An 8,375-nucleotide genomic window follows, 5' to 3' on the forward strand; every position below is an offset into this window, starting at 1 on the left:
CCCGCCTGGTCCAGCGCTGCATCGCCGTCAGCCCGGCGACCCGCCCGCCCTGCCACGCCTCCAACCCCTGCGACCTGATCCAGGGCGAGATCGACCGTTCCTGCGCGATGTGGGCCCGTGACGGCGAAACCCCGCCGAAAGAATGCAAGGGCTGATCTTCTCCCTCCCCTTCATGGGGAGGGTAGTCGAAGCGAAGCGGAGACCGGGTGGGGAGGGCTTGGCGACCCTAGCCCAGCGTCTGAATAGCCTCGTCGTCCCCACCCGGCTTCGGCCTGACGGCCTCAGCCACCCTCCCCATGAAGGGGAGGGAGAAGGACGCGCTCAAACAGCGCGCGACCGCGTCGCGAGCGATAGCGCACAAAAAAGACCCCGCCGTTTCCAGCGGGGCCTTCTTCAGTTCAGCGATGACGCTGAGGCTTAGTCGCGACGGCGACGGCCGCGGTCGCCGCCGTTGCGGTCGCCCTTGGGACGGCCGCCGGTGTCTTCCGACAGCGGGGCTTCACCGCGTTCAGCGCGCTCGGCGTTGATCTTGTCGGTGATGTCCTCACCGGTTTCCTGATCGACGACCTTCATCGACAGCTTGGTCTTGCCGCGATCATCGAAGCCCAGGAACTTGACCTTGACCTCTTGGCCTTCCGACAGGACGTCGGCCGGGTTGGCGACGCGCTCCAGAGCGATCTGGGACACGTGGACCAGACCGTCCTTGGCGCCGAAGAAGTTCACGAAGGCGCCGAAGTCGACGACCTTCACGACCTTGCCGGTGTAGATCGTGCCGACTTCCGGCTCCGAGGCGATCGATTGGATCCAGGCCTTGGCGGCTTCGATCTTTTCCTGCTCATTTGCGGCGATCTTGATGGTGCCGTCGTCGCCGATGTCGATCTTGGCGCCGGTCTTTTCCACGATTTCGCGGATGACCTTGCCGCCCGAACCGATCACTTCACGGATCTTGTCGACCGCGATCTTGATGGATTCGATCTTCGGCGCGAACTCACCCAGCTCGGCGCGGGGAGCCTCCATCGCCTTCGACATTTCGTCGAGGATGTGCAGACGACCGGCCGAAGCCTGCGTCAGGGCCTGCTGCATGATCTCCTTGGTGATGCCGGCGACCTTGATGTCCATCTGAAGGCTGGTGATGCCTTCCGAGGTGCCCGCGACCTTGAAGTCCATGTCGCCCAGGTGATCTTCGTCGCCCAGGATGTCCGACAGGATGGCGAACTCGCCCGACGGCTCCAGGATCAGGCCCATGGCGATGCCCGAGACCGGACGGACCAGCGGCACGCCGGCGTCCATCAGAGCCAGCGACGAACCGCAGACCGTGGCCATCGAGGACGAGCCGTTGGACTCGGTGATCTCCGACACCAGACGGATGGTGTAGGGGAAGTCTTCCTTCGACGGCAGCATCGGGCGGATGGCGCGCCAGGCCAGCTTGCCGTGACCGATTTCGCGACGGCCCGGCGAGCCCATGCGACCCGCTTCACCGACCGAATAGGGCGGGAAGTTGTAGTGCAGCAGGAAGGACTCTTTGTAGGTGCCCGTCAGGCTGTCGATGTACTGCTCGTCCTCGCCGGTGCCGAGCGTGGCGACGACCAGGGCCTGGGTTTCGCCGCGCGTGAACAGCGACGAACCGTGGGTGCGCGGCAGGACGCCGACTTCCGAGACGATGGCGCGGACCTTGTCCAGGGCGCGGCCGTCGACGCGGTGGCTGTTCTCGATGATGTCGCGACGCAGGACATCGGCTTCGCATTCCTTGAACGCCGCCGAGAACTTCGACGAATCGACGCCCTCGGGGTTTTCGTCGGTCTTCACCAGGGCGGCGGCGGCGGTTTTCTTGGCCGCGTCGACGCCCGAGCGGCGCTCGTACTTGCCCGGATGGGCGTAGGCGGCCTTAATGTCTTCGCCGACCAGCTTCTTGATCGAGGCGACGACGTCCGAGTGGTCTTCGGCCTGGAAGTCGAACGGCTCCTTGGCGGCGTGCTCGGCCAGTTCGATGATGGCGTCGATCACCGGCTGCATGCCGGCGTGCGCGAACATCAGGGCCTTCAGCATGGTGTCTTCCGAAAGCTCCTTGGCTTCGGATTCGACCATCATGATGGCGTCCTGCGTACCGGCGACAACCAGGTCCAGGGCGCTTTCGCCCATCTGGTCGATGGCCGGGTTCAGCACCAGCTCGCCGTCGATCATGCCGACGCGCGCGGCGCCGATCGGACCCATGAAGGGCACGCCCGAGAGGGTCAGGGCGGCCGAGGCGGCGACCATGCCCAGGATGTCGGGATCGTTCTCAAGGTCGTGCTGCAGCACGGTGACGATGACCTGGGTCTCGTTCTTGAAGCCCTTGACGAACAGGGGGCGGATCGGGCGGTCGATCAGACGGGAGACCAGCGTCTCCTTCTCGGTCGGACGGCCTTCACGCTTGAAGTAGCCGCCCGGGATCTTGCCGGCGGCGAACGTCTTCTCTTGGTAGTTGACGGTCAGCGGAAAGAAATCCAGGCCCGGCTTGGGCTGGCGGCCATAGACGACGGTGGCCAGAACCACGGTCTCGCCGTAGGTCGCCAGCACGGCGCCGTCAGCCTGACGGGCGATGCGGCCGGTTTCCAGCGTCAGCGGGCGTCCGGCCCACTCGATCGTCTTGCGTTTGATGTCGAACATTATTCTTCTTTCGTCTCCCGCGGGCGTATTCCCGTCGGGGGTGTGCGGAGCGGCAGGCCGTTCAGTCCTGCGGTCCCCATTAGCCAGGCCGCGTCATCGCGGCCGGACGGGTGATTGAGGACCGGATTTCAGGCCCTCGCGTCGGTTGCGCCGGTAAGACCCGCGGCGCACGGGAAAGCGTAGTCTAGGAGCGGAACGAGGCGCGGACGTGTCCGCCCGCGCCTCGTGGAATTATCCGATCCGCAACCGGGCGCGCCTTAGCGACGCAGGCCCAGCTTGGCGATCAGCGCCTGATAGCGGGCGCTGTCGGTCTTGTTCAGGTGGTCCAGAAGGCGACGACGCTGCGAAACCTGCTTCAGCAGGCCACGACGCGAGTGGTTGTCCTTCTTGTGGGTCTTGAAGTGCTCGGTCAGGTTGGCGATGCGTTCCGTCAGGATCGCGACCTGCACTTCAGCCGAACCGGTGTCGCCCGTCGAGCGAGCGTTGTCGGCGATGACTTCAGCTTTACGTTCAGCCGTAATCGACATCGAGAGTCCTTTCTTGCCCTATCGCTCGCCTCGCGGAGGCTCGCTGTTTGAGGGCGTTGGGTGTCCCGTCGGCAAACTGGAAAGTTTGCGTCAGGGGAGGTTGAAAACACGGTCGGGCTCAAGCCGACCGGCCCTGAGATTGCCGAGCGCGACCAGGGTTCCGCCCTCGAAGACCGAAACCAGCCGCGAACCGGCGGTGAGCCGGGCCTTGAGCGTTTCAATCTGTCGGGGGAGCAGAACGATCGGCCGTCCCTGCCTCAGAGAGAGGGCGTCCTGATCCGTCACGGCCAACTCCGGGATGTCGTCCAGAGCGGTCGAAACGGGCAGCAAGCCCTCAAAGGCGGCGCCCTTATGCGCCAACTCTTCCAGAAAATCCAGCGTTACGGCGTTGTCGACCGAGAAGGGCCCCACGCGCTCGCGCCGCAGGTCCGACACATGGCCCTCGGCGCCCAGCATGATCGCCAGGTCGCGCGCCAGCGATCGGACATAGACGCCCTTGCCCGTCCGCATCGTGATCTCGACGTGATCGGCGTCGGGCGCGGCCGTCACCGCCGCCTCATGAATGGTCACGCGGCGCGACTGCAGCTCGACCTCGACCCCCGCCCGCGCCAGATCATAGGCGCGCTCGCCATTGACCCGTATGGCCGAAAAGGCGGGCGGCGTCTGGTCGATCTCGCCGACGAAGGACGGCAGGGCCGCCGTCACCGCCTCGACCGAAGGCCGCACATCGGAACGGGCGATGATCTCGCCTTCGCGGTCGATGCTGTCGGTCGAAATGCCCCAGTGGATGGTGAAGCGATAGACCTTCTGCGCCTCCATCATGAAGGGCACCGTCTTGGTCGCCTCGCCCAGCGCAATAGGCAGGATGCCCGAGGCCAGCGGGTCCAGCGTCCCCGCATGCCCCGCCTTCTGGGCGTTGAACAGACGGCGGATCTTCGTCACCGCCTCGGTCGAACCCATCTCGTAGGGCTTGTCCAGGCACACCCAGCCGTTGACGAGATCGCCCTTCTTGCGTCGCGCCATGGGATCAGTCTTCGTCTTGGTCGTCAGCGTGTTCGATGTCGGCGCGCACGCGCGGATCATTGAACAGACGGTCCATGTGGCTGGCCGTGTCGAAGCTCTCGTCGTGGCGGAACTTCAGGTCGGGCGTGAACTTCATGTCGATGCGGCGGCCCAGCTGGCCGCGCAGGAATTTGGCGTGTTCATTCAGCGCCTTGATGATGGCGCTCTCCTGCCCGGCCGTTTCGGCCGCCTCGACGCCGGCGCCCAACGGCTCGACGAAACAGGTGGCGTGGCGCAGGTCCGGGCTCATCCGCACCTCGGTCACGGTGACGGAGACGCCGACCAGGGCCTCGTCGTGGATCTCATGCTCGCGCATGACGTCGACCAGGGCGTGGCGGATCAGTTCGCCGGCGCGCAGCTGACGCTGCGACGGCCCCAGCGGGCCGCTGGCGTTGCGGGTGTGTTGCTTGCGGGCCATCGTGGGCTCCTCCTGCTCGCGCCGCCGGGGATCGGACGCCGGCTCTGAAACGCGAAGGGGCGGGGTCTAGTCGCCTGCGTCGTTCAAGTCCAGTTCCGCCGCACTCTGTTCCGCCTGCCGGGCCGCCCGCATCACCGCGCCCGAGGTCAGGCTGCGGGCCATCGGCATGGACAGGCCGCCCGCGTTCAGCACCTCGGCCGTCCAGTGGTTGCACAGATGCCCGACCCAGAAGGTCTCGCCGCTGGCGTAGAAGACGGCGTCGTCGCCGTCTCTCTGCGCCGAAACCACGGCCTGCCCGCCCTCGTCCAGCCGCAGCGACGCCGCCACCCGCGCGCGCAGGGCGGCGAAGCCTTGAGGCGACAGGCGCAACGTCGCCCTCTCCGCCTCGGAAAACAGCGCCGGATCGGTCGGATCGGGGTCCAGCATGACCACGGACGGATTGCCGCCGGGCTTGAAGAAGGCCCGCGCCCCGTCGGGCAGGCGGCCGCTGATCGCCCCCTGTTCGACATAGAAGACGGAGTCGCCCCAGCCGATCCGCACCCAATCGCCCGGCGGCAGGGCCCGCACCGCCCGCGCCAGGGCGTCGTCGCCCGTCGCCAGCGCCGCGCGCGGCACGGCTAGGTCGGTGTGAAAGCCGTTGTCGAGCAGATGGACGACGATCGCCGTCTCCGACGATGCGGCGGGAAGCAGCGCAGGATCGCCCGGCCGCTGCGCCGTCCATACCCCGGCCAGCAGGCCGATCAGGACAGCGAGGCTCCAGCGGATCAGCACCTCCGCGCCGCTCCCTAGTTGGTCCCGAAGGCGGCGGGGACGTCGCGCGCGGGCGAGGATCCCTGCATCGTCGCCCACTCGCCGCGATAGTCGTAGTTCAGGGTGACGCAGTGGCGGAACTGGCCGTCGGCCCAGCGCCCGACCGTCTCGATCGTCAGGGGATGGCCGGCGCGTACCCGTCCGACGACGATGAAGGCCTGGTCCGAGCCGGGGCACAGGGCGCGCGACAGGGCGCGGCCGTCGCCGTCGGTCGTGATGCTGTAGACCCCGCCGTCCGCCGCCCCCTGCGGCAGGACGCGGCGCACCTGATCGGGCCCGCCGCGCTCGAACCGCGCCGACCCGCGCGAGGTCGAGGAGAACAGGTTCCTGACCGAAGTGGCGCCGAACCAGCCGCGCTCTACCTCCAGCGTCACCCCGCGCGTCAGGGCCTGGGTGGCGCGGTCGCGCGCGTCGAAGGACAGGAACCGGGTGTCGGCCAGCGCCGGCGTCGCCAGGGCGCCGAGACTGGCGACGATCAGGAGCAGAGACAGGCTAGGACGAGGCATGGCGGCCCATTCATTAGCGCCCCCCGACGCGTCAAGGCCGAACCCTAAAGCCAAGCGCGCTACAGATGAAGCCCATCGAGTGGAAAGACGACGGTCGATCCGTCATGATGACGCCCCCTCCCCCGCTGCATGATCCAAGACCGTGTTCAGAGACCCCTTCGACATCGACAACTACGCCCAGGATCCTGACCACTATCTCGCCGTGCCCTTCGTCCCGACCGAAGAGGACACGGTCGAGGCCATGCTGAGCCTGGCGGGGGTCGGTCCCAATGATCGGCTGTACGACCTCGGCTGCGGCGACGGACGCATCGTCATCGCCGCCGCCCGTGATCGCGACGCGCGCGGCGTCGGCGTCGACGTCGACCCCCTGCGGATCGCCGACGCCATGGAGTTCGCCGGCTGGGCCGGGGTCGAACACATGGTCGACTTCCGCGAGGAAGACCTGTTCAGCGTCGATGTCCGCGAGGCCACCGTGGTCAGCCTCTATCTGCTGCAATCCATCAATGTCGAACTGCGCCCGCGCCTGCTCAGCCAGCTGAAGCCCGGCGCCCGCATCGTCTCCCACGCCTTCGACATGGGCGACTGGCAGGCCGACGAACGGATCAAGGTCGCCGACGGCTACATTTACAAATGGACGGTTCCGGCCCCGGTCGCGGGGCGCTGGGACTGGACGCGCGCGGACGGAACGCCGTGCCGTCTGGAGCTGGAGCAGACCTATCAGCAGGTCACGGGCCGCGCCTGGTTGGGGGAGACTGAGGTCGGTCTGACCGCCGAACTGACCGGCGAACGGCTCGAAGTCGAGCTTCAGGCGAACGAGGCGACGCCGGTTCAGCGCTTCATCCTGACCTTCGCCGATGGGATACTGAAGTCCGCCGTCGAGGCCTGACCTTCACCACCCGCTCATCCCGGCGGACGCCGGGATCCAATGAGGGCCTCACACCCCGCACACGCCAAATCCCTCCGGCCGCCCGCGCGCCCGTGGCCAAAGAACTGGCTCCCGGCGTCCGCCGGGATGAGCGGAAATCGGCACCCGCCCCAAAGACAAAGGGCGCGGCTTCCGTGGAAACCGCGCCCTTCATGTTTCAAGCCGTGAGGCTCAAGCGTCCTAGTCCAGGGTGCGCTTGATCTCTTCGACGGTGAAGCACTCGATGTAGTCGCCTTCCTTGATGTCCTGGAAGCCGGCGAACTGCATGCCGCACTCCTGACCCGAAGGCACTTCGTTGACCTCGTCCTTGAAGCGCTTGAGCGTGTTGAGCACGCCCAGCTCCAGCACCACCACGTCGTCGCGGATGATGCGGACGCGCGCGCCCTTGCGGACCACGCCCTCGGTGACGCGGCAGCCTGCGACCCGGCCGACCTTGGTGATGTCGAAGGCCTGCAGAACCTTGGCGTTGCCCAGGAAGGTTTCGCGCTGGAGCGGCGCCAGCATGCCCGAGAGCACGCCCTTAATGTCGTCCAGCAGGTCGTAGATGATCGAGTAGTAGCGGATCTCGACGCCTTCGCGGTCAGCCAGGTCGCGCGCCTGTTTCGAGGCGCGGACGTTGAAGCCCAGGATCGGCGCCCCGGCCGATTTGGCCAGGTTGACGTCGCTCTCGGTGATGCCGCCGGCGCCCGAATAGACGGTGCGGGCGCGGACTTCGTCGTTGCCCATCTTGTCCAGCGAGCTGACAATGGCTTCCGCCGTGCCCTGAACGTCGGCCTTAATGAGGACCGGCAGTTCATTGACCTTCTTGGACTGCAGCTTGGACATCATGTCGACCAGCGACAGCGAACCGCCCGAGACCTGGGTCTTCTCGCGCTTCACGCGCTGACGGTATTCCGTCAGTTCGCGGGCGCGGGCCTCGGATTCCACCACGGCGAAGACGTCGCCCGGCGACGGCGCCTCGTCCAGGCCGAGAATCTCGACCGGAACCGACGGACCGGCTTCAGGCAGTTGCTCGTTGCGCTCGTTCAGCAGGGCGCGAACCTTGCCCCAGGCCGAACCGGCCACGACGATGTCGCCGCGCTTCAGCGTGCCGCGCTTGACCAGGACGGTCGCGACCGGGCCGCGGCCCTTGTCCAGCTTGGCCTCGATGACCACGCCTTCGGCCGAACGGTCGGCGTTGGCGCGCAGGTCCATGACTTCGGCCTGCAGCAGGATGGCGTCGGTCAGACCGTTGAGGTTGATCTTCTCCTTGGCCGACAGCTCGATGATCTGCGTGTCGCCGCCCAGGCTCTCGGAGATGACTTCATACTGAAGCAGCTCGTTGACGACCTTCTGCGAATTGGCGTCCGGCTTGTCGATCTTGTTGACCGCCACGATGATCGGCGAACCCGCCGCCTTGGCGTGCTGGATGGCCTCGACCGTCTGCGGCATGACGCCGTCGTCGGCCGCCACGACCAGGACGACGATGTCGGTGACGTTGG

At 66.8% G+C, this 8,375-nt stretch carries 8 protein-coding genes; 1 reads left to right on the top strand and 7 read right to left on the bottom strand.

Going from position 1 to position 8,375, the window contains the following annotated elements; genetic code table 11:
* Positions 1 to 417: 417 nt before the first annotated feature.
* The 6 genes from pnp to B2Y21_RS05180 all read right to left on the bottom strand — a co-directional run bounded on the left by pnp (position 418) and on the right by B2Y21_RS05180 (position 5,969).
* Positions 418 to 2,646, bottom strand: a complete 2,229-nt coding sequence (gene pnp / locus B2Y21_RS05155) for a polyribonucleotide nucleotidyltransferase (RefSeq protein WP_125899566.1) — start codon at positions 2,644 to 2,646, stop codon at positions 418 to 420.
* A 257-nt stretch (positions 2,647 to 2,903) separates the two neighbouring features.
* The gene (gene rpsO, locus B2Y21_RS05160) at positions 2,904 to 3,173 is read right to left on the bottom strand and encodes a 30S ribosomal protein S15 (RefSeq protein WP_024354282.1); all 270 of its coding nucleotides are present in this window, start codon (positions 3,171 to 3,173) and stop codon (positions 2,904 to 2,906) included.
* Between the two features lie 90 nt (positions 3,174 to 3,263).
* Complete coding sequence (truB, locus tag B2Y21_RS05165) at positions 3,264 to 4,196, bottom strand: tRNA pseudouridine(55) synthase TruB (protein WP_292057628.1); 933 nt, start codon at positions 4,194 to 4,196, stop codon at positions 3,264 to 3,266.
* Positions 4,197 to 4,200: 4 nt separating this feature from the next.
* Positions 4,201 to 4,653: a 30S ribosome-binding factor RbfA gene (gene rbfA / locus B2Y21_RS05170; protein ID WP_292057630.1), complete on the bottom strand. Its 453-nt coding sequence runs from the start codon at positions 4,651 to 4,653 to the stop codon at positions 4,201 to 4,203.
* 66 nt (positions 4,654 to 4,719) lie between these two features.
* On the bottom strand, positions 4,720 to 5,424 hold the full coding sequence (locus B2Y21_RS05175; RefSeq protein WP_292057632.1) for a DUF2459 domain-containing protein: 705 nt from the start codon (positions 5,422 to 5,424) through the stop codon (positions 4,720 to 4,722).
* Between the two features lie 14 nt (positions 5,425 to 5,438).
* Positions 5,439 to 5,969, bottom strand: coding sequence for a hypothetical protein (locus B2Y21_RS05180; RefSeq protein WP_292057635.1), 531 nt, complete (start codon positions 5,967 to 5,969; stop codon positions 5,439 to 5,441).
* A 142-nt stretch (positions 5,970 to 6,111) separates the two neighbouring features.
* Here B2Y21_RS05180 and B2Y21_RS05185 point away from each other — a divergent pair, with 142 nt between their 5' ends.
* Entirely contained in the window at positions 6,112 to 6,855 is a 744-nt protein-coding gene (locus tag B2Y21_RS05185) for an SAM-dependent methyltransferase (RefSeq protein WP_292057638.1), read from the top strand.
* Positions 6,856 to 7,074: 219 nt separating this feature from the next.
* Here B2Y21_RS05185 and infB read toward each other — a convergent pair.
* Positions 7,075 to 8,375, bottom strand: a 1,301-nt coding sequence (gene infB / locus B2Y21_RS05190) for a translation initiation factor IF-2 (protein ID WP_292057640.1), incomplete at its 5' end; no start/stop codon positions are given.

Origin of the sequence: Brevundimonas sp. UBA5936, from assembly GCA_002430835.1 — a bacterium.
Lineage (GTDB): Bacteria > Pseudomonadota > Alphaproteobacteria > Caulobacterales > Caulobacteraceae > Brevundimonas.